Here is a 20405-nt window from a genome sequence, read left to right as displayed (position 1 = left end):
GCAAATCAGCATTTTTCATGGAACCCATAACCCCCATTTCGGTCGAAGCCGGCTAGACTGGATGCAGGACCACAATCAGGAGCGTACCATGCAGAACTATCAGATGCTCGCGGACTACAATGCTTGGGCCAACAGGCTGCTTTATTCTGCTGTCGCAGACCTCTCGACCGAAGAACTCCACCGCGACACCGGCGCCTTCTTCGGATCAATCTTCGCAACGCTCAGCCACATCCTGACCGCAGACCGGATCTGGCTGAACCGGTTCACCGGCGAAGGCCCGATGCCCCGCTCCCTGGATGAGCGCCCCTATGATGACTTCGAGGATCTGCGGGCCGCTCGGCTGGAAGAAGACACGCGGATCATCCGTTATGCGCAGAGCCTGACTGCGGAGCGGCTGGATAGCGACTTCAGCTACACGCCGGTCACATCGCCGGAACGCGTAAGCCATAAGCTCTGGCCGGCCCTCACCCATGTCTTCAACCATCAGACCCATCACCGTGGGCAGGTGCATGCCGGATTGACCGGACTGGGCAAGCCGAGCCTCAGCCTCGACCTGATCTATTTCGTCCGAAGCGAGGGCAGACAGTGGATGTGAGACGCGACACACGCCAGGCAGAGCCCTGAAACGGAAATGGGGCCACGACGATCGTGACCCCAAGTCTTTCGTGCCTATCTTGGCTTCGCTTGCGGTCAGGCCGCGCGACGCGCTCCGGAACCTGTCTTCGATCCGGTCTTGAACTGCGCCATCAGGTGATCCAGCGTGGTAGCCTCCTGGACGAGTTGCTGGATCGCAGCGCTCGACTCCTCCACCATCGCAGCATTCCGCTGGGTGTTCTTGTCGATGTGCCCGACCGCCTGATCGATCTCGACAAGGCCCTGTGCCTGGGTCTTGGCACCATCGATGATCTTGGAGATCTCGTGGCTGATCGACTGAACCTCGGTCGCGATCGTGCTCAAAGCCTCGCCGGCCTGGTCGACCAGTGAAACACCGTTGCGCACTTCTTCCCCGGATGCGTTGATGAGGGTCTTTATCTCCTTCGCTGCATTGGCGGAGCGCTGAGCGAGTTCGCGAACCTCCTGTGCGACGACCGCAAAACCCTTTCCGGCCTCACCGGCACGCGCCGCTTCGACGCCGGCGTTCAGCGCCAGAAGATTGGTCTGGAAGGCAATCTCGTCGATGACGCCGATGATGTTCGAAATGGACTGCGACGACTGCTCGATACGGCTCATGGCAGAGACCGCGTCGGTTACGATCGTGCCGGATCGTTCCGCACCCATCCTTGCCTGGTTGACCAACTTGCCGACCGAATCCGCGACAGACGCGGTTTCCTTCACTGTGGCCATCACGCTGGACAGCGCGCTCGCGGTTTCCTCGACCGACGCGGCCTGGCGCTCGCTGCGGGCGGAGAGATCGTTGTTGGCCTGGCCGATCTGGCCCGTACCGTTGCGGAGAACTGAGGCCACCTGACCGACCTGAGAAACGACGACTTCGAGCTTCTGCACGGAGGCATTGAAGGACGTTCGCAGCTCATCAAGCGGGCCTGAGAAGGCGCTGTCGATGCGGTAGGAGAGGTCCCCTTCCGCCAGCTTCTGCAGCGATCTGGCCAGTTCGGAAACGGCGTAGTCCACCGCTTCGGCTTCCCGCGCCTTTTCCGCTTCCCGCTTGCGGCGGTCGGCATCGGCAGCGGCATCGGTTCGCTTGACGTGATCGGCCATCTCTACGGCCTCGCGCTCGGCAGCGACTGCATCGGCAACAGCCTTGTCGGAGACATCGAATGCCTTGACGACGGCCGAGGTCAGAGCGATCAGGACGATGCTCTGGACGATCAGCACCACCGCATGCAGGACGACGCGCGAGAAGTCGGAATCACCCGGGAAGACCGCCAGCGGCATCGCAACATACAGCAGCAGATGGTGGACCGCGACGAGCGCGGCGTAGCCGATAATCGCCTTCCAATCGATCCAGGCGGCACAGATCGCCAGGCTCGCGAAGAAGTACATATGGATGTCGATTTGGAGCGGCGAGCCCTGGAAGGCGAAAACGAGAATAGCGACCGTCGCCGCATTCGCCATGGAGGTAACCATGCGGGTGGTCGCGCCGGTACGATCCCTTGTCCACAAGAGTGTGGCCGGCACCAACAGGGCGAGAGTGGCCAGGATCATGGTCCAGTCGACACCCTGCTCGCGGACGAGATTGCGGATGACGATCAGGGCAAAGTTGATCCAGAGCAGTCCGACGATGCCGTAGGAGATCCTGTCTCTGAGCTTATTCAGTTCATTCATGTGTTCATTCCTTGCAGGCAACCAAGCGCCAGATCATGGTTGATGACGAGCAAAGCGCCCGCATCGAGAAGCCGCTCCGGAAAATCCGGAGCCTGCGAATAAGCGACCGACATCCACGGGACGCTTCCAGCCCAGACGAAAGCACCGTCAGCCCGGTCAATGACTGCCATCGAACCCGCCGCATGTGCCGCGGGTGAGGTTACAACGAGGACGAAGGGGCCGGACGGCCTTGCCGCTATGACAGCGACAACGGCGACCGCCAGCGAGAAGTAGACAGCGGGAATAAGGGACTTCATGGTGCCTACGCATGTTCGCCGGTCGAGTTCTGAGAAGGCTCTTCCCCAGCTGGTTTTCAGAACTTCAGCAAACCACAAACATCTCTAAAATATAATTAACCGAAGGGCGGAACCCGCTCAAATTTCGGGCAATTCCGCTTTAGCAAAAGGCAAAATGGAAGCCCCTGAGCAGGCCTTTGCCTTAACCGTTTCGTATGTGGTGCCGTGTTACGAGACCACAATTCTGCGGGAATAGTTCCGGCCTCCCACAGACCAAGCGCAACTCATCGGATGATCAGGACGAATTGATGAGCGGAATTGCAGACGATCTCCAGAAGATCACGGTCTTCATGCTGAAACATCAGATCGCCGGGATCCCCCGCAACTTCGAACTGGTTCATGAAGCCTTTGCCGGCAGCAAATCGGATCTTGCGCGTGAGCTTGCAGCCCTTGGATCCCGTCCGACGCAATCGGCGCTCGACCAACTCGGCCTCAAGCACCGGCTTGCCGGCCATTGCGGCGTCTCGGCGGAACGCTTGCAGGACGAAACGCTGAAAACGCTGAAACGGCTCAGCGACCAACTGTCGCTCGGACTGACCCAGAAGCGCGCTTTCACGAACTCGGTGGAAGGCGTCATCCGCTCGATCCGCGAGGATGTCACCGTCGGTATCGACCAGTTGCTCGGGGAGTTGGATCTGCTCTCCTCGATTGCCGGGGACATGATCAAGGCGGAAACCGCGCTGGCATCCGATGTTGCCGAGGGGCTGGACAGTCTGAATACCGCAGACCGGGCCATTCGCGCAGCGCAGGCTGCGATGAAACGGGACCATCTGACCGGCCTCGCCAACCGGATCAGCTTCATCCAGACGCTGGAGGACGCCCATTCGGCCTCCTCGGCGGCCAAGCCGAGCGCGCTTGTGCTGATCGAAGTCCTCGATCTTCCCGGACTGCAGCACCAGTATGGCGACGAAGCGGTCAGCAAGCTCATCCGTGGTCTGGCGACGATCTTCCGCAAGGCGATCAAGAAGCACGACTTCATCGCCCGCATCGAGGCCGACACCTTTGCCTTCGTCTTCCAAGGCATCAACGCCGACGAGGCACACATCATCGCCGAACGGCTGTTCACGACGGCGGATAACAATCTCGTCTTCGCTTCCGAGACCTCGCCGGGTTCCGGCGGCCTGCCACTCGCGATCGGTCACGCAATGGCACACGAAGCCGCCGATCCGACAAGCTGGCTCGCCATTGCCAAGACCGCCACGATATTGGCACGGCAAAACCCGCGCCAGCCGATCATAGGCTACAAGCCCGGACAGCGCCAGGTCGCCTGACGAGATCGCCCGGCAGGCCCGACCGGGCGCCCTCGCCCGCTTGCCTTTGGCCGTGACATCGGCCAAAAGCCAGAACCATGATCACGATCAACGATATCTCCGCCCGCATCGCAGGCCGCCTGCTCATCGACCACGCCAGCGTCGCGCTTCCGGCCGGGACCAAGGCTGGCCTTGTCGGCAAGAATGGTGCGGGCAAATCGACGCTGTTCCGCATCATCACGGGCGATCTGGCCTCCGAAAGCGGCAATATCTCGATCCCGAAGAATGCGCGCATCGGCCAGGTCGCGCAGGAAGCGCCGGGAACGGAAGACTCGCTGATCTCCATCGTGCTTGCCGCAGACAAGGAGCGCGCAGCCCTGCTCGTAGAGGCAGAGACGGCGACGGATCCGCATCGCATTGCCGAAATCCAGACACGGCTTGCCGATATCGGCGCGCATTCGGCGGAAGCTCGCGCAGCGACGATCCTGTCGGGCCTCGGTTTCGACCACGAGGCGCAGTTGCGCCCGGCCTCGTCCTTCTCCGGCGGCTGGCGCATGCGCGTGGCGCTCGCCTCGGTGCTCTTCGCCGAGCCGGATCTGCTGTTGCTCGACGAACCGACCAACTATCTCGACCTTGAAGGCACACTCTGGCTTGAGGACTATGTGCGGCGCTATCCGCACACGGTCATCATCATCAGCCATGACCGGGATCTCCTGAACACCGCCGTCAACTCGATCATCCATCTCGACCAGCAGAAGCTCACGCTCTATCGCGGCGGCTATGACAGCTTCGAACGGCAGAAGGCCGAGAACGACGAATTGCAGATGAAGGCCAAGGCGAAGAACGACGCCGCGCGCAAGCATCTGCAGAGCTTCATCGACCGCTTCCGCGCCAAGGCGACCAAGGCCAAGCAGGCACAGAGCCGCATCAAGGCGCTGGAGCGCATGGGGACGGTTGCCGCCGTCATCGAGGACCATGTCCATCCGATCACCTTCCCGAAGCCTGAAAAGCAGCCGGCCTCGCCGATCGTTGCGATCTCGGGCGGCGTGGTCGGCTACGAGCCGGGCAAAGCGATCCTGAAGAACCTCAACCTGCGCATCGACAACGATGACCGCATCGCGCTTCTCGGTTCGAACGGTAACGGCAAGTCGACCTTCGCCAAGTTCATTTCCGGACGTCTGGAAGCCCAGAGCGGCCAGCTGAAGACGGCATCGAGCGTGAAGATCGGCTTTTTCGCCCAGCACCAGCTTGACGACCTCATCCCGAACGAGAGCCCGGTTGCCCATGTGCGCCGGCTGATGCCGTTGGAGCCGGAAGCCAAGGTGCGTGCCCGCGTCGCGCAGATGGGGCTTGCAACCGAAAAGATGGAGACGGCTGCCAAGGATCTCTCGGGCGGCGAGAAGGCGCGCCTGCTGATGGGGCTTGCCGCCTTCCACGCCCCGAACCTCCTGATCCTCGACGAGCCGACGAACCACCTAGACATCGACAGCCGCAAGGCGTTGATCGAGGCGCTCAACGACTATGAGGGCGCCGTTATCCTGATCAGCCATGATCGCCACTTGATCGAGGCGACCGTCGACCGGCTCTGGCTTGTGAACAACGGCACGGTCACCAGCTTCGACGGCGACATGGAAGAGTATCGCTCGCTGATCATCGCCTCGGGCAAGAAGCCGGTGGAGAAGGACAAGGGCGACGGCGGCGCTGATACCGTCAACAAGGCCGAGCAACGCAAGGCGGCTGCCGACAGGCGCGCGAGCCTTGCACCACTCAAGAAAAAGATCAACGAAGTCGAGGCCTTGACGAAGAAGCTGGAGACTTTGATTCAGGCGCTCGACAAGGAGCTTGCCGATCCGGCTCTATATGAGAAGGCGCCGGCCAAGGCGGCAGAAAAGGCCAAGCAGCGCGGAGAAGCGGCGGCAAAGCTTTCGGCAGCGGAAGAGCAATGGCTGGAGCTGTCCACCGAATACGAAGAGGGCATGGCGGGCTGACCGTTGGCCTTACCTCTTTGCAACCCGAAGCAGTCTAAACCCGCCTAAGAGGCGGCAAGGCCGAAATCGTACGAATTTGGTTGTAATTCATAGCGATCCCATTGTTTTCTTGTGATATTTAGATCAGAAAATCGTGATGCTGCGCAACTCAGGCGCGATTTTTAGTAAACTTTTAAATTCCAGACCACATCATTCCCGCGAGTTAGGTCGGCCTACTTCAATCCAAAGTGCATTTCGTACCCATCGTCAGCCTTCCGGCCGGATGACTGTGCGCAAACGTTTTTGTCCCCGACGGGCCCCTCCGTTGCCGGGAATTGCGAAGCTGTGCGCGGAACGATCTGCACACCTGAGAAGCGCCTCGGTGATGCAACCGGGGCTCCCCCTCCCCGCGATCCATGCCATGAGGGCACGGACCCGGAGTGAACGGAAAGCTGCGGAATGTCGACGAAACCCCTGTCCATCAAAGCCTCGCTGCTCGGGGCCTTCATGCTTCTACTTGCCCTTCTCGTCGTCCAGGGTGGCTTTGCCCTCTGGTCGATGAATGGTGTCTTTTCCAATGTCCAGCGACTGGCGCAAGGCTCGGTACCGGTCGTCGACATCACCAACCGCCTGAATATCTCCATTGCCAACCTGCGTGCCTTGCAGACGCGGCATATACTGAGCACGACCCCGGAGACGCTTGCTGCAGCCGACGCGGCAGTTGCCAAAGAGGTCGATAAATTGAGGGACCGGATGGCGCGCTATGAGGCAATGATCACACTTCCGCAGGAAAGGCCCGCTTTCGAAGGATTCAAGGCCAGCGCCGAAAACTATCTTATCGCAGGCGACCGCATGATCGAACTTTCGCGCACCGGCGACAAGGCTGCCGCTGCGGCGTTGCTCACGGGGGAAATGGTTGTCGCCTATGACGAGATGGATGGCTATGCAGACACATTCCGCGACGCCAATGTCGATGCGGCTGCCGCGATGTTCGAAGAAAGCGCCAGCAGTTTCCGTCTCTCGCTTCTGAGCAATGCCGCGATCCTGGTTGTCGGTGCGCTGGCCGGCATTGCCGCCATGATCTTTGTCGCGCGCGGCGTTACCAAACCGATCGAACGCATGACACGGATCATGGGGCGCCTCGCCCGCAACGAGTTCGATGTCGAGATCGCCTATCTCGAACGGCAGAACGAGATCGGTGACATGGCGCGTGCCGTCGATGTGTTCAAGCAGAACGGTCTTCGGGTGCGGAAAATGAACGCGCAGGAGCACCGGATGAAGCAGCGCTGCGACGAGTTGCAGGAAAGCATCGGCCAGGTTTGTGCTGCGGCCATTGCCGGCGACTTCTCCCAACGGATCGATCGCGATTTCGAGTTCCCGGATCTCAATGCCTTCGCAAGCTCGATGAACGACCTGGTGCGCTCGATCGACAACGGCCTTGCGGAAACACGGCGCGTCATCGCCGGTCTGTCCGATGGCGATCTGACCGATACCATGCGCGGCGAATTCAACGGCGCCTTTGCGGAACTGCAGGGCAATGTGAACGGCACGATGCAGGTTCTCAGAACCGTCGTCGCCGAGGTTCGTACCTCAATCGATCAGATCCGCTCCGGATCGGGCGAGTTGCGTTATGCCTCCGACGACCTTGCCAAACGCACAGAACAGCAGGCGGCCGCACTTGAGCAGACCTCGTCTGCACTCGAGGAAATCACCGCAGCGGTCCGGCAATCGACCGACACGGCGCTTCAGGCGACCCGCATGGTCGACGAGGCGCGCCGCAGCACCGAGGAATCGAGTTCTGTCGTCGGCGACGCGGTCGCGGCGATGGGACGGATCGAGCAGGCGTCAGGCGAGATCGGCCAGATCATCAATGTGATCGACGAAATCGCCTTCCAGACCAATCTTCTCGCCCTGAACGCCGGCGTCGAGGCGGCGCGGGCGGGTGAGGCTGGCAAGGGCTTTGCCGTCGTTGCCCAGGAGGTCCGGGAACTCGCCCAGCGTTCGGCAGGCGCGGCCAAGGACATCAAGGCGCTGATCACCAAGTCGGGCGAGGAAGTCGGGATCGGCGTGCGCCTTGTGACGGCAACCGGGGATGCGCTGTCGCGGATCAGGGAGCATGTCATGCATATCAACCAGTCGGTTCACCAGATCGCGGCAGCGGCCAGGGAACAGTCCCACAAGCTCCATGAGGTCAATACCGCCGTCGGCCAGATGGACCAGTTCACACAGCGCAATGCTGCGATGGTGGAGGAGACGACCGCCAGCACCAACAGGCTGGCCGATGATGCCGTCAACCTGTCGCACCTGATCAGCCACTTCAAGCTCGAGACCGCCTCGTCCCGGGCACGATCATCGCTGCCCGCGGCAAACGACACTGGGAACGGGCTGCGAAGAGCAGCAGCCACGCGGTGATAAAGACATCATTGCAAACTGCGAAGGGCCGCCCTGTGGCGGCCCTTCTGCATTTCTGGCATTCGACGATTTCAGGCCTTCTTCTCCCAGCGCCCCTCTGGGCTCTGTTGCCAGTAGGTCAGTGTGTGACCCTGGCTCTTCAGCCGTTTCCATTGCGAGCGGGCCCCTTCGAGCTGTTCCGTGTCGTATCCGTCGAACACGAAGACGACGCGGTCGTAGGGCAGCTCATCCGGCGGCTCGGCGCCATCGACCAGAAAGCGGACGCTTGCCTGGTTGATGTTTTCGGTACCCGTGGTCAGCAGCACCGGCTGGCGATCCGGAGCGGCGCCGTCCTCAGTGCCATGGGGCAGAAAACTCTCGTCGCGATAGGTCCAGAGAAGCGCATCGAGCGCATCCCGGCGTTCGGGGTCACGCGTCTGGACGGCCACGCGCCAGCCGCGCTCCACGCTCTTTTCCAGGAGCGGCGGGAGCGCGTCTTCCAGCTTCGATTCCGTCAGATGGTAGAAGAGAACATCGGCCACGGAGGCAGTCACCGCCATCAGGATTCGTAATGCGCGCGAACGAGTTCATCGAGCAGGCGTACGCCGTAGCCCGAGCCCCAGGACTGGTTGATCTCGTCGTTGGGTGAACCCATCGCTGTGCTGGCAATGTCGAGATGGGCCCAAGGCGTGTCCTTCACAAAGCGCTTGAGGAACTGGGCTGCCGTAATTGAGCCTGCCTGACGGCCGCCGGTGTTCTTCATGTCGGCGAACTTGGAATCGATCAGCTTGTCGTACTCCTTGCCGAGCGGCATGCGCCAAAGCCGTTCATTGGTCGCGAGGCCGGCGGCCAGCAGCCTTTCCGAAAGCTCATCGTCGTTGGAGAACAGTCCGGCATGCACACTGCCGAGTGCTACGCCGATCGCCCCCGTCAGCGTGGCAAGGTTGATCATGAAGGTCGGCTGGAAACGATCGTTGCAATACCAGAGGGCATCGCAGAGCACGAGGCGCCCTTCCGCATCGGTGTTGATCACCTCGATCGTCTGGCCGGACATCGATGTCACGATGTCGCCGGGACGCTGGGCATTGCCGTCGGGCATGTTTTCCACCAGGCCGAGGATGCCGATGACATTGACCTTGGCCTTGCGGGCGGCAAGCACATGCATCAAGCCCGCGACGGCAGCGGCACCGCCCATGTCACCCTTCATGTCCTCCATGCCGCCTGCCGGCTTGATCGAGATGCCGCCGGTGTCGAAGACCACGCCCTTGCCGACAAAGGCGATCGGCTTGTCTTTCGACTTGCCGCCCTTCCACTGCATCACAACGAGGCGAGGCGGACGCACGGAGCCCTGGGCGACGCCGAGAAGCGCACCCATGCCGAGCTTCTTCATCTCTTTCTCCGTCAGGATCTCGACCTCGACGCCGAGCTTTTCGAGCTCCTTAGCCTTGGCGGCGAATTCGAGCGGTCCCAGCAAGTTGGCAGGCTCGTTGACGAGGTCGCGGGCGAGGATCACGCCGTCGGCAACCGCTTCCGTTTCCGCAAAGGCCTTCTTGGCGGCTGAGGCCTCAGCGGTGACGATCGTCACCTTCACCGTCTTTTCAGCCTTCTCTTCCTCGTCTTCCGACTTCTTCTTGGTCTTGTAGGTGTCAAACTTGTAGGCGCGAAGCAGCATTCCAAGCGCGAAATCCGCGACAGCCTTCGGCGAGACCTGAAGTCCGGGGACATCGACGTAGACGGTTACGGTGTCAGCCCCCTTCACCGCCGCCGTGGCAACGCCCCCCGCCTTCAACCAATCATGCGCGGACAAGCTATCGCCCTTGCCGAGCCCGAGAACGACCAGCCGGTCGAGCGGCGAGCCATGCGGAGCAACGATGTCCAGGGTTGAAAGCGACTTGCCGGTGAACTTGCCGGACTTGGCGGCGCGGGCATAGACGCCGGCCGGATCCGCTTCAGTTGCCCCCGCCGGCATGTCTGCACCTGACGTCGTCAGGAGAATGGCGAGCCCTTCCGCAGCGGCGTGGGACTTTGCGAAGGAGACGGCGAGTTTCAGCGACATGACGGGCATCCTGGATACGTGATGAGAAGACTTACAGGGATCATGGTCTTTTCGCGAACGATGGCAAGAGTTTGACCGGGCATTCCTCATCCAATCCCCCGATTGCAGCCAGGGCCGCGCCAGCGTGTCCGATTTATCGCGGTGGAGAAAAAAACAGGATCACGAAGCCGGGGAAATTGACATCCGTCGGTCGCCAAAATGCCGCAAGCGTTGTAGAGAACGCCAATCCTCGGCGCGACGTCTGCGTGTCGCGCCTGCAAGGGAACCCTATGAAGATACTCGAACAATACATCCTGCGACGGGTCGTCCTGATGTTCACGACAGCGCTTTTACCGGTGCTGGCGATCATCTGGACGACGCAGGTGTTGCGACGTATCAACCTCGTCACCGACAGTGGCCAGTCGGTAGGGTCCTTCATGCTCTTGGCGACGATGATCCTGCCGACCATCATCGCGACCGTCCTGCCCTTCGCGCTCGTCATCGGCATCACCCATACGCTGACCACGATGAACAACGATTCGGAGCTTGCGGTCATCGATGCTGCCGGAGCACCGAGACGGACGATCCAGCGTCCTCTCCTGATGCTGGCGGGCGGCCTCAGCATTTTCTCGCTGGTCATGCTCGGCTTCGTCGAGCCGGCAATGCGCGTCAACGTGCGAAGCATGATCGCAACCGCTTATGCCGATCTGCTTTCTTCGGTGATCGAGGAAAAGACCTTCCGACAGATCGAGCCCGGCCTCTATGTGCAGATTTCCGAGCGGCAGGCAGGCCGCCAGATGAAGGGGCTGCTGGTCGCCGATTCCCGTGATCCGGCTTCCGAGCTCATCTATTATGCCCGTGAGGGCGCAGTCGAAGAGACCGGCAAGGCGCTCGTGATGCAGGATGGCGAAGTGCAGCGCAAAGCGCCGAACGGCGATGTGACCGTCATCCGCTTCGACCGCTATGCCTTCGATCTTTCGGATCTCTCCGAGGAGCGCGGCCAGGCCCGCTTCGGCGCCAAGGATCGCGACCTTTTCTATCTGATGGATCCCGATCCGCTCGACGAGCGCTATGTGAGCAATCCCAACGACTTCACGGCCGAGCTCCACCGCCGCATCAGCGCGGCCTTCTTCCCGCTCGTCTTTGCCGTGATCAGTCTGATGATGTGCGGTGATGCCCGGTCCCACCGCGAAGCGCGGCTGCATCCGATGGCGTCGACCCTGCTGATGTCGCTCACCCTCTTCTGGGCTTCGAACTACGTCACCTCGCTCGTCGAAACATCCGCGGCATACGTGCCTCTGCAGTATTTCGTGCCCCTGGCCAGCGGGGCCGCTGCCGCCTTCATGCTGGCAACGAATCGCAGTCCGCGATTGCCGCGTGCGGTCTCCATTCTGGTGAGCAAGGCGATCACACTCACGCAGAAGCGGCTTGGCGCAAGCACCGGGGGCGCGGCATGATCTGGACTCTCGGGATTTATTTCTTCCGACGCTACATGATGACGACGCTGTGGTTCTTCCTCGGCGTCATCTCGATCACCTATCTCATCGATTTCACGGAAACCTCCGGCCGCTATGACAACCTGCCGGGCTATTCCGTGACAGGCGTGCTCTACCTCACCGCCTTGCGGCTGCCGCTGATCCTGCAACAGACGGTGCCGTTCATCGGCCTTTTCGTCGGCATGGCGACGCTGATTGCGCTCAACCGCAAGTCTGAACTGGTTGTCGCGCGGGCGGCCGGCATTTCCGTCTGGCAGTTCATGGCGCCCTTTCTGATCGGCGCCACCCTGATCGGTCTGACGACGACGCTGGTGATCAATCCCCTCGCCGCCTGGGGTGAACGCCAGGGCACCGAAATCGAAGCGAAATGGCGTGAAACGGCAGGCAGTGCGAAACCGGCGCCGATTCCGTGGCTGCGCCAGTCGAGCGGCGACAATGACGTGGCGCTCGGCGCTCGTTCTGTCCTTGAGGACGGAACCCTGCTTGTCGATGCCGTTCTGCTGCATTTCGACCAGGACGGACGCATCGTGCTGCGCCAGGATGCGCGCACCGCGACTTTGAAAGATGGTTACTGGATGCTTACCGACGTTCTCGAGACGCGTCCGGGAGAAATCCAGACGCGTCTCGCCGAAGCGCGGGTTGCGACCAATCTCAACGAGGAATTCGTCCAGCAGCGTCTAGCCAGACCGGAAAGCGTTGCTTTTTATGATCTATTTCAGAAAATTGAAGTTGCCCGATCCTTCGGGATCGCACCCCATGCGCTGGAAACGCAGTTTCATTCGCTGCTTTCACTGCCGTTCCTGATGATTGCAATGACGCTGATTGCTGCAACCGTTTCGCTGAAATTCAGCCGTATCAACCAATCGAGAACGGTGATTCTCGGTGGAATATTGTCAGGCTTCGTGCTTTATGTTGTCTCTGTGCTCGTCAGGGCATTCGGAAGCAGCGGCGTCATGCCGCCATATGTTGCGGCCTGGGTCCCAGTTGTCGTAGCCATGGCACTGGGGGCAACGATTCTGCTTCACAAGGAGGATGGTTAGTGGCGGTAAAAGACCGCGGGAATATCAGGAGGCTCTCAGTAGCCCTGCTGACCAGTGTCGCTGTGTGCGCTATGGCGCCCGCTGCGCCTCTCGTGCATGCGCAGAGCCTGTCCGACTCAGCGTCGATGGCAGGCAACGTCCCTGATGACGCGAAGCTGCTTCTGGCAGCCAATGAACTCGTTTATGACCGTGATGCCGAGCGCGTTGTCGCGAACGGTGCGGTACAGATCAATTATGCCGGCTACCAGATGGTGGCCCGTCAGGTCGTGTACGACCAGAAAACGGGCCGCGTCACCGCGGCGGGCAATATCGAGTTGGTCGAGCCGACCGGAAACCGCATCTATGCGGATTCACTCGATGTAACCGACAATTTCTCCGACGGCTTCCTGCGTGCTTTGCGCGTGGAGAGCACGGATAACACCCGTCTTGTTGCCGAAAGCGCCCAGCGCGTCGGCGGCACGCAGATGATCCTGCACAAGGGTGTGTACACGGCATGTCTTCCCTGCGCGGAAAACCCCTCTCGTCCGCCGCTCTGGCAGGTGAAGGCTGAACGCGTCGTTCAGGACGGCACCAAGAAGACCGTGCGCCTCGAAAGGGCCCGGTTCGAACTCTTCGGCAAGTCGCTTGTGACGCTGCCGTTCATCGAGGTGCCGGACAATACCGTCAAGCGGAAGTCGGGCTTCCTGTTCCCGCAGTTCCGTTCCGGCGAAAATGTCGGCTTCGGCATTGCGGTCCCCTACTACATCGCCATCGCTCCGGACCGCGACGCGACGGTCACCGCGACCGGCTTCAGCGCCCAGGGCGTGCTCCTCGAAGCGGAAGTCCGCCAGCGCTTCGAGAAGGGTCAGGCCAGCATCCGATTCGCGGGCATCAGCCAGATGAACACGGACGAGTTCACTGCCGGCACGAGCGATGCCGCGCGTGATACGCGTGGCCTCATCGCGTCGAAGGGCGAGTTCAAGATCAATCCGCGCTGGGCATTCGGCTGGGATGTCATGGTGCAGAGCGACAACAACTTCGCACGCACCTATGGTATCGATGGCCTCAATGCGTCCACCAACACCAATGTCGTCTATTTGACCGGCATCGGCGAACGCAATTTCTTCGACATGCGCGGCTACTATTTCGACGTTCAGGACGTGGATCTGAACAACACGTCGGAGAAGAAGCAGGCGACCGTTCTGCCGGTCATCGACTACAGCTATTACGCGCCCGAACTGGTCGCCGGCGGCCAGTTGTCGGGTACCTTGAACTTCACCTCCCTGTCGCGCTTCTCGAGCGAATTCGCCGACACGAACAGAGATGGTGCGTTTGACGTCTATCGCGGGCTGAAGGGCAACATGAACCGCCTGACTGGCGAACTCGAATGGGAACGCACCTTCGACGGTCCGGGCGGATTGCAGATCACACCGCTTCTCGCTGCCCGTGGCGATGTATATGGCTTGGCCATGGACGCCCCCGGAAACTACACCGGCGGCTATACAAGCAACGATGCCCTTGGTCGCTACATGCTGACCGCCGGCATCGAGGCCCGTTATCCGTGGCTGATTACCACTGCGAACAGCTCGCATATCATCGAGCCGATCGCGCAGATCTATGCCCGCAACAACGAGGGCTATGCTGGCCAGTTGCCGAACGAAGATGCGCAGAGCCTGGTGTTTGACGCCAGCAACCTCTTCTCGCGCAACAAGTTCTCCGGCTTTGACCGTGTCGAGGGCGGAACACGCGCCAATGTCGGCATGCGCTACACCGGCAGCTTCGACAACGGGATCGGTGTACGCGCGGTCATCGGTCAGTCCTACCATCTGGCGGGCCTGAACTCCTACGCGACACAGGACCTGCTGGCCGTAGGCTCCGGTTCCGGCCTCGAGACGGATGTTTCCGACTATGTGGCATCGGCTGGTTTCGAACTGCCGATCGGGCTTTCGCTGAGCGCCGGCGTGCGGCTTGATGAGAAATCGCTCGACGTTCGTCGTACCGACCTCAATGCGACCTATTCTCAGGACAGGTTCGAAACAAGCCTGACCTTCACCCAGCTCGACGCGCGCCCGGGCTACTCGTTCAACAACGACAACCAGACGATCACCAGCTCGACCACAGTGAAGGTCACCGAGAACTGGTCGGTGTTTGGTTCGTTGAACTACGATATCGATGCCGACAAGTTCAACCGTCGAAGCGTCGGCATCTCCTATGCCGACGAGTGCACGGTCTTCTCGATCGCCTATTCGGACAAGTATGATCCGAATGCGGAGACCGCGAACGACTGGACGATCGGTGGAAAGCTGGTGTTCCGCACCCTCGGAGAGATCAATCTCAGCGACACCTCGTTCGAGTGAGGCCAAAGCGCTGCGATGCAGGTCATTGTTTCGCCGCATGGATTGTGCAATCCGTGCGGCGGTTCTAAAATCCGTTACATGATCTACGTCCGGAGCAGGCTTCTGCAGTTCGGAGAAAGGATGACAGATGGCTCATGCAAACAAAGGCACCGGTCTGCTGCTTGCCGGCGTCATCGCGCTGTCCTTAAGCGTCAGCCCGACACCAATCTTTGCGCCGGCTCAGGCAGCAACATCGGTGGCTGCCGTTGTCAACAAGACCGCAATCACAAGTGCTGACGTCGCTCGTCGCGTGGCCTTCCTGCGACTGCAGCGTCGCACTGGCAATCTCCAGCAAATCGCCCGCGACGAACTCGTGAACGAGACGCTGAAGCGCGAGGAGATCGCGCGGGTCGGCATGTCCGTCAGCACGGCGGATGTCGATGCCTCGTTCGAACGCTTTGCGTCGTCGAACAAGATGTCGGTGTCGCAGCTCAATACCGTGCTCGATCAGGCCGGCGTCGGTGCCGCGCACTTCAAGTCCTTCATCGCCATCTCCATGAGCTGGCCGCGCCTCGTGAACGCACGCTATGGGGCGGGAGCGCGTGGCCGTTTGTCCAACCAGGATCTCGTGACCCGTCTTCTCGAAAACAAAGAGAAGCCGGTGACGACGGAGTATTTCCTCAAGCAGGTGATCTTCGTGGTGCCCGCCTCGAAGAAGGGCATCGTCAGCAAGCGCAAGGCGGAAGCCGAAAAGTCGCGCGCCTCCTTCCCCGGCTGCGATCAGGCCATGGAGTTCGCCAAGAACTATCTTGATGTGTCGATCCGCAATCTCGGCCGTGTTCTCGAGCCTGAAATGCCGCCGGAGTGGAAGCCGCTCGTGGAGAAGGCAAAAGGTGGCACGACGGCAACCCGCGTGACCGATCGCGGCGTCGAGTATCTCGCCATCTGCAACCAGCGTCAGGTTTCTGACGATGTTGCGGCTGAGGTCGTCTTCCGCGCCGAGGATATCGGCAAGGAACAGCAGGGCGAAAACCCGAATTCCGATAAGTATCTGGAAGAACTGCGCTCCAAGGCCCAGATCGTAATACAATAAGCCGCGAAAGGCCGTTCCATGACCAATGGCGTCCTTCCGCTGGCGCTCAGCCAGGGCGATCCGGCCGGTATCGGGCCGGATATTGCTCTTCAGGCCTGGCTGAAACGTGATGAGCTGGCGCTTCCGCCGTTTCTCTATGTCGGCGATCCCGAGGTCCTGAAGGTTCGCGCCCGCCAATTGGAACTCGACGTTACCGTCGAGGAGACGGATGCGGCGCATGCAAGCGGCGTCTTCGTCCGGGCGCTTCCGGTTCTTCCCATTCCGACGGGCGTCGATGTCTTGGCCGGAAAGCCGCATGTGGCGAATGCCCGCGGCACGATCACAGCCATCGAGACGGCCGTCGCCCTGTGCCTCTCGGGTGCAGTGCGCGCGGTCGTTACCAGTCCGATTGCAAAATCCGTGCTGTACGAAGCCGGCTTCGGGTTTCCCGGGCATACCGAGTTTCTCGCCGATCTCGCGGCGCGTGCAAAGGGTGGCTCCGTAATGCCGGTCATGATGCTCGCGGGGCCGAAGCTGAAGGCCGTACCCGTGACCATACACATTCCGCTGAAAGATGTTCCCGGCGCCCTGACCGAAGCCTTGATCGTCGCCACCTGCCGGATCGTCGCGCAGGATCTCGCCGATCGGTTCGGGATCGCCTCCCCGCGACTGGCGGTCGCCGGCCTTAATCCGCATGCGGGCGAGAATGGCGCGATCGGCCATGAGGACGATGATATCATCCACCCGGCGATCGGCAGGCTGCGTGACGAGGGCATCGATGCGTTTGGCCCCCTGCCCGCCGACACCATGTTCCACGACGATGCGCGTGATCGATACGACGTGGCGATCTGCATGTATCACGACCAGGCACTGATACCGGCCAAAGCCCTCGGCTTCGACGACAGCGTCAACGTAACGCTCGGGCTTCCCTTCATCCGCACCTCGCCTGACCACGGAACGGCTTTCGGTCTCGCGGGCAGCGGTTTTGCCAAGGAAACCAGCCTCGTTGCAGCCTTGCGGATGGCTGATCGAATGGCGCATGCGCGGGATGCATCTCGCTGATGGCCGCGCTCGATGGACTGCCGCCGCTGCGCGACGTGATTGCGCGCCATGGACTGGATGCCAAGAAGGCGCTCGGACAGAACTTCCTGCTCGATCTGAACCTGACCCAGAAGGTGGCCCGCAATGCCGGGTCACTTGAAGGTGTGACGGTGATCGAGGTCGGGCCAGGTCCGGGCGGCCTTACCCGGGCAATCCTTGCTTTAGGCGCGAAGAAGGTCATTGCCATCGAGCGTGATCCGCGCTGCCTACCGGCTCTGCAGGAAATTGCCGAGCATTATCCCGGTCGCCTCGAGGTGATCGAAGGTGATGCGCTGAAGACCGATTTCGAGAGCCTGGCTCCAGGCGAGCCGGTGAAGATCATCTCGAACCTGCCCTACAATGTCGGTACGCAGTTGCTGGTCAACTGGCTGTTGCCAGACCAATGGCCGCCCTTCTGGCAGTCCCTGACATTGATGTTCCAGAAGGAAGTCGGGCAGCGGATCGTGGCGCGCGAGGACGACAATCATTACGGCAGGCTCGGCGTGCTCTGCGGCTGGCGGACAGAGGCGCACATGGCCTTCGACATCCCGCCGCAAGCCTTCACGCCGCCGCCCAAGGTGACCTCGACCGTGGTCCATCTGGTCCCGATCGAGAAGCCCCTGCCCTGTGATCCGGACAAGCTGGAAAAGGCGACGCAGGCTGCTTTCGGCCAGCGTCGCAAGATGCTCCGGCAAAGCCTCAAGCCTATCGGCGGGGAAGCATTGCTCGCCCGCGCCGAGATCGATCCTCAACGCCGGGCGGAAACGCTCAGCGTCGAGGAATTCTGCCGGATCGCCAATCTGCTCTGACTACCCGGCTCTTCGTCAGGCGGCCTCGCGGCCGCGCTGACGATTCTCGTTTCCAGGCAATTTGAACATGGCGATCTGACCGTTGAGCCGGTCGGCTTCAGTCGCCACGCTTGACGTTGCTGCACTCGCTTCCTCAACCATCGCCGCATTCTGCTGGGTCACCTGGTCCATCTGGCTGACGGCCTGACTGATCTCGTTGAGCGCTGCCGACTGCTCCTTTGCAGCCGAAACGATGGCCGTGACGCGTTCGTTGATCTTCATCACATGATCTTCGATGCCCTTCAGCGTGTCGCCGGTTTCGTTGACCAGCCGAACCCCGGCCTCTACCTCCTGCGCCGAGCGATTGATCAGTGCCTTGATCTCGCGGGCGGCGTTGGCAGACCGCTGGGCGAGTTCGCGGACTTCCTGCGCGACGACGGCAAAGCCCTTGCCGGCCTCCCCTGCCCGGGCGGCCTCGACGCCGGCATTCAGGGCCAGAAGGTTGGTCTGGAAGGCGATTTCATCGATGACCGAGATGATCTGGCTGATCTGCCCGGAGGACTGTTCGATATGGTGCATGGCCTTCACCGTATCCGCCACGACGGCACCGGATTTCTGGGCGGTCACGCTTGCTTCGCGCACCAGATGGCCTGCCTCTTCCGCACGTTGCGTGGAACTCGTCATGGTCGTGGTGATCTGGGTGATCGAAGCGGCAGCCTCTTCCAGAGCGGCAGCCTGGCGTTCGGTACGGCGGGCGAGGTCGTCGGCTGCCAGCTGCAGTTCCTGCGAGCCGCCATGCAACTGTCCGGTACTCTCGCGGATGGTCGACATCACGCCGCACAGCCGCTCCATCGAGCCGTTGAAGCTTATGCGAAGCGGATCGAGAGAGGGCGCAAAGGGTTTGGAGAGACGATAGCCGATTTCCCCCGCTGACAGCGCATCCAGGCCGCTGGCGAGTTGTTCAACCGCATAAGAGATCTCCGCGGCACGTTCTGCCCGTTCGCGTTCGGCCTCCAGTTCAGCCGCACGCTTGATCCGCTCGGCTGCTTCCTGCTCCTCGCGTTCCTTGACCATGCGGGCCTTGGCAAGCGCGATATATTCGGTGACGGCGCGTCCCATCTGGCCGATCTCGTCCTTGCTCTCGGCTCGGATCAGGTCGACTTCGACATTACCGGCGGCCAGATCATTCATCGTCCGTGTCAGGCGCCGCAGCGGACGCACGACGGTCAAGGACAGGGAGATGGCAAAGAAGCAGGCAAAGGTGAGCACCGTACTGGTGATCCCGGCAACACGCAGCAGATGATGGTACTCCTGATCAGCCATCCCCTGCGCATCCACGACAATGGTCGCCAGCGTCTCGTTTTCGAGTTCCTTCAGACGCTCTATGCGGCGCGCCGAACGCTCCAGCCACTCAGCGCTGTCGATAGCCGAGAGGTCAGCCGACAGGCCACCCACCATCATCTTCGAGCGGATATCCTCGACTGCCTCCGCATCCGGCGTATGCAGCGATTCACGGTAGTGTTCGCGATCCTCGTCCGGCAGCAGTTCGAGATACTGGTCGATCAGTGATTTCTGCGAACCGAACATGCCGATGAAATCGAGATAATGCGCCTCGTCGAACTTGCCTTCCGAGATGAAGGCATGCCCCAGATTACGCTCCTGGCCTGCCACTTCCTTGGCGTTCATAAGCAGGCTGTAGGCCATCATCTTGCCGACCACGCCCTTGGCGCCGGCAGCGAGCGAGAACTCGCGCGAGACATTCATGAGCCGGTGAACGAGATCGGTGTAGTAGACGAATACTTCTGCGGGCGCCAAGGTCAGATTGTCGGTCGAGGACCGGATCTGCGGAAGCTTCGCCAGCACCGCCGTGAGCTCCTCTTCGTGGCGCATCAGTGTCGGATCGCCCTCGGCCTTCATGTCGGCGAGAACCTGGTCCATCTTGTCGAGGGCGGGCGCACCGGCGGTTCGGGCGGCCTCAAGTTCGGCGCCATGCTCCCGTCCCTTGGAGGCGAGCAGGCCCACCGCTTCGGCGCGTTCCGCCTGGAGCGCATGCACGAAATCACCGATCACGCCGAGATCGGCGCTGACGATGTTCAGATGGCGAGCATGCTGATAGGCAGTAAACGTCGTATTGATTTCGACATAGGCCAGACCGGCCAGAGCCACGAGCGGTATGGCAAGCGCCACCGCGAGGCGCCAAGTCACTGAAACATCCGTCAGTCGCATCTCGATCCCCAGCGTTGCATCGGTTTTTACTAAAATTACGCAACCATAGCGTCATCAGGATCATGCGTTGCAATGGTTAAACATTAGTCATTCTGAAATTGAGAAAATTGAGAGATGATGCCGTTTC

Annotated in this window: 15 protein-coding genes; 10 read left to right on the top strand and 5 right to left on the bottom strand. The window is 61.0% G+C overall.

The window, feature by feature from the left end:
- Positions 1–88 precede the first annotated feature (88 nt).
- Positions 89–595, top strand: a complete 507-nt coding sequence (locus GH983_RS05995; protein WP_153761925.1) for a DinB family protein — start codon at positions 89–91, stop codon at positions 593–595.
- Between the two features lie 95 nt (positions 596–690).
- Here the strand turns inward: GH983_RS05995 and GH983_RS05990 are convergent, their stop codons facing one another.
- On the bottom strand, positions 691–2283 hold the full coding sequence (locus GH983_RS05990; protein WP_153761924.1) for a methyl-accepting chemotaxis protein: 1593 nt from the start codon (positions 2281–2283) through the stop codon (positions 691–693).
- Positions 2280–2579: a hypothetical protein gene (locus GH983_RS05985; protein WP_054150523.1), complete on the bottom strand. Its 300-nt coding sequence runs from the start codon at positions 2577–2579 to the stop codon at positions 2280–2282. Before GH983_RS05985 ends, GH983_RS05990 begins: the two co-directional genes overlap by 4 nt.
- A gap of 287 nt (positions 2580–2866) precedes the next feature.
- Between GH983_RS05985 and GH983_RS05980 the strand changes: the two genes are divergently transcribed.
- The 3 genes from GH983_RS05980 to GH983_RS05970 all read left to right on the top strand — a co-directional run bounded on the left by GH983_RS05980 (position 2867) and on the right by GH983_RS05970 (position 8247).
- Complete coding sequence (locus GH983_RS05980; protein ID WP_153761923.1) at positions 2867–3889, top strand: diguanylate cyclase domain-containing protein; 1023 nt, start codon at positions 2867–2869, stop codon at positions 3887–3889.
- A 77-nt stretch (positions 3890–3966) separates the two neighbouring features.
- The gene (locus tag GH983_RS05975) at positions 3967–5856 is read left to right on the top strand and encodes an ABC-F family ATP-binding cassette domain-containing protein (protein WP_153761922.1); all 1890 of its coding nucleotides are present in this window, start codon (positions 3967–3969) and stop codon (positions 5854–5856) included.
- Between the two features lie 438 nt (positions 5857–6294).
- Positions 6295–8247, top strand: coding sequence for a methyl-accepting chemotaxis protein (locus tag GH983_RS05970; RefSeq protein WP_153761921.1), 1953 nt, complete (start codon positions 6295–6297; stop codon positions 8245–8247).
- Between the two features lie 71 nt (positions 8248–8318).
- Here GH983_RS05970 and GH983_RS05965 read toward each other — a convergent pair whose 3' ends face one another.
- Together GH983_RS05965 and GH983_RS05960 are read right to left on the bottom strand one after the other, a co-directional pair.
- Complete coding sequence (locus GH983_RS05965) at positions 8319–8768, bottom strand: DNA polymerase III subunit chi (RefSeq protein ID WP_153763570.1); 450 nt, start codon at positions 8766–8768, stop codon at positions 8319–8321.
- 17 nt (positions 8769–8785) lie between these two features.
- The gene (locus tag GH983_RS05960) at positions 8786–10282 is read right to left on the bottom strand and encodes a leucyl aminopeptidase (protein ID WP_153761920.1); all 1497 of its coding nucleotides are present in this window, start codon (positions 10280–10282) and stop codon (positions 8786–8788) included.
- A gap of 269 nt (positions 10283–10551) precedes the next feature.
- On the opposite strand from GH983_RS05960, the gene GH983_RS05955 reads away from it, so the two are divergent.
- The 6 genes from GH983_RS05955 (at position 10552) to rsmA (ending at position 18073) form a co-directional block, all read left to right on the top strand.
- The gene (locus GH983_RS05955) at positions 10552–11718 is read left to right on the top strand and encodes an LptF/LptG family permease (RefSeq protein ID WP_069041712.1); all 1167 of its coding nucleotides are present in this window, start codon (positions 10552–10554) and stop codon (positions 11716–11718) included.
- Positions 11715–12797 carry an LPS export ABC transporter permease LptG gene (gene lptG, locus GH983_RS05950; protein ID WP_069041713.1) on the top strand — a complete coding sequence of 361 codons (1083 nt, stop codon included), beginning with the start codon at positions 11715–11717 and terminating at the stop codon, positions 12795–12797. The genes GH983_RS05955 and lptG overlap by 4 nt, the downstream gene beginning before the upstream one ends.
- On the top strand, positions 12797–15133 hold the full coding sequence (locus GH983_RS05945; RefSeq protein WP_153761919.1) for an LPS-assembly protein LptD: 2337 nt from the start codon (positions 12797–12799) through the stop codon (positions 15131–15133). The genes lptG and GH983_RS05945 overlap by 1 nt, the downstream gene beginning before the upstream one ends.
- 127 nt (positions 15134–15260) lie before the next feature.
- A complete protein-coding gene (locus tag GH983_RS05940; protein WP_153761918.1) occupies positions 15261–16205 on the top strand; it encodes a peptidylprolyl isomerase in 945 nt (314 codons plus the stop codon).
- Positions 16206–16223: 18 nt separating this feature from the next.
- Positions 16224–17246, top strand: a complete 1023-nt coding sequence (pdxA, locus tag GH983_RS05935) for a 4-hydroxythreonine-4-phosphate dehydrogenase PdxA (protein WP_153761917.1) — start codon at positions 16224–16226, stop codon at positions 17244–17246.
- Positions 17246–18073: a 16S rRNA (adenine(1518)-N(6)/adenine(1519)-N(6))-dimethyltransferase RsmA gene (gene rsmA / locus GH983_RS05930; RefSeq protein WP_153761916.1), complete on the top strand. Its 828-nt coding sequence runs from the start codon at positions 17246–17248 to the stop codon at positions 18071–18073. Before pdxA ends, rsmA begins: the two co-directional genes overlap by 1 nt.
- Positions 18074–18088: 15 nt before the next feature.
- On the opposite strand, the gene GH983_RS05925 is transcribed toward rsmA, so the two are convergent.
- Positions 18089–20278: a methyl-accepting chemotaxis protein gene (locus GH983_RS05925; protein ID WP_153761915.1), complete on the bottom strand. Its 2190-nt coding sequence runs from the start codon at positions 20276–20278 to the stop codon at positions 18089–18091.
- Positions 20279–20405 lie beyond the last annotated feature (127 nt).

Source organism: Agrobacterium sp. MA01 (assembly GCF_009650195.1).
In the GTDB taxonomy this organism is placed as follows: Bacteria; Pseudomonadota; Alphaproteobacteria; order Rhizobiales; family Rhizobiaceae; genus Allorhizobium.
Note: the sequence above shows the minus strand (reverse complement) of the source record. Positions and strands in the feature narration are given on the sequence as shown.

Bases quoted from the DNA above. Each gene is read 5' to 3' on its own strand.
- GH983_RS05995 (WP_153761925.1), top strand. From the start codon at position 89: ATGCAGAACTATCAGATGCTCGCGGACTACAATGCTTGGGCCAACAGG.
- GH983_RS05990 (WP_153761924.1), bottom strand. From the start codon at position 2,283: ATGAATGAACTGAATAAGCTCAGAGACAGGATCTCCTACGGCATCGTC.
- GH983_RS05985 (WP_054150523.1), bottom strand. From the start codon at position 2,579: ATGAAGTCCCTTATTCCCGCTGTCTACTTCTCGCTGGCGGTCGCCGTT.
- GH983_RS05980 (WP_153761923.1), top strand. From the start codon at position 2,867: ATGAGCGGAATTGCAGACGATCTCCAGAAGATCACGGTCTTCATGCTG.
- GH983_RS05975 (WP_153761922.1), top strand. From the start codon at position 3,967: ATGATCACGATCAACGATATCTCCGCCCGCATCGCAGGCCGCCTGCTC.
- GH983_RS05970 (WP_153761921.1), top strand. From the start codon at position 6,295: ATGTCGACGAAACCCCTGTCCATCAAAGCCTCGCTGCTCGGGGCCTTC.
- GH983_RS05960 (WP_153761920.1), bottom strand. From the start codon at position 10,282: ATGTCGCTGAAACTCGCCGTCTCCTTCGCAAAGTCCCACGCCGCTGCG.
- GH983_RS05955 (WP_069041712.1), top strand. From the start codon at position 10,552: ATGAAGATACTCGAACAATACATCCTGCGACGGGTCGTCCTGATGTTC.
- lptG (WP_069041713.1), top strand. From the start codon at position 11,715: ATGATCTGGACTCTCGGGATTTATTTCTTCCGACGCTACATGATGACG.
- GH983_RS05940 (WP_153761918.1), top strand. From the start codon at position 15,261: ATGGCTCATGCAAACAAAGGCACCGGTCTGCTGCTTGCCGGCGTCATC.
- pdxA (WP_153761917.1), top strand. From the start codon at position 16,224: ATGACCAATGGCGTCCTTCCGCTGGCGCTCAGCCAGGGCGATCCGGCC.
- rsmA (WP_153761916.1), top strand. From the start codon at position 17,246: ATGGCCGCGCTCGATGGACTGCCGCCGCTGCGCGACGTGATTGCGCGC.
- GH983_RS05925 (WP_153761915.1), bottom strand. From the start codon at position 20,278: ATGCGACTGACGGATGTTTCAGTGACTTGGCGCCTCGCGGTGGCGCTT.